Here is a 256-nt window from a genome sequence, read left to right as displayed (position 1 = left end):
AACTTGGTGAGCAAGCGTGCGCACCTGGGCAACTCGCTGGACGGCGCCTGGACTTGGGGCAGTGACCAGACCCAGCGCTACACCTTCGATGGTAACTACCAGTTCAGCGATACCGTTGCCGGCCGCCTGAACCTGATGACCCACGAAAGCAACGTCGCCGGCCGCGACAAAGTCAACTACGACCGTTGGGGTATCGCCCCGTCGCTGGCCTTCGGCCTTGGCACACCGACGCGCGTCAACCTCGACTACTACCACC

1 pseudogene is annotated in these 256 nt (G+C 62.9%); it reads left to right on the top strand.

The annotated features are described in order from the left end of the window. Positions 1-256 (top strand): annotated as a pseudogene (locus tag R0J88_RS21535) (TonB-dependent siderophore receptor); the annotation flags it as partial.

The organism is Pseudoalteromonas sp. SIMBA_162 (assembly GCF_046535955.1).
In the GTDB taxonomy this organism is placed as follows: Bacteria; Pseudomonadota; Gammaproteobacteria; order Enterobacterales; family Alteromonadaceae; genus Pseudoalteromonas; species Pseudoalteromonas marina.
Note: the sequence above shows the minus strand (reverse complement) of the source record. Positions and strands in the feature narration are given on the sequence as shown.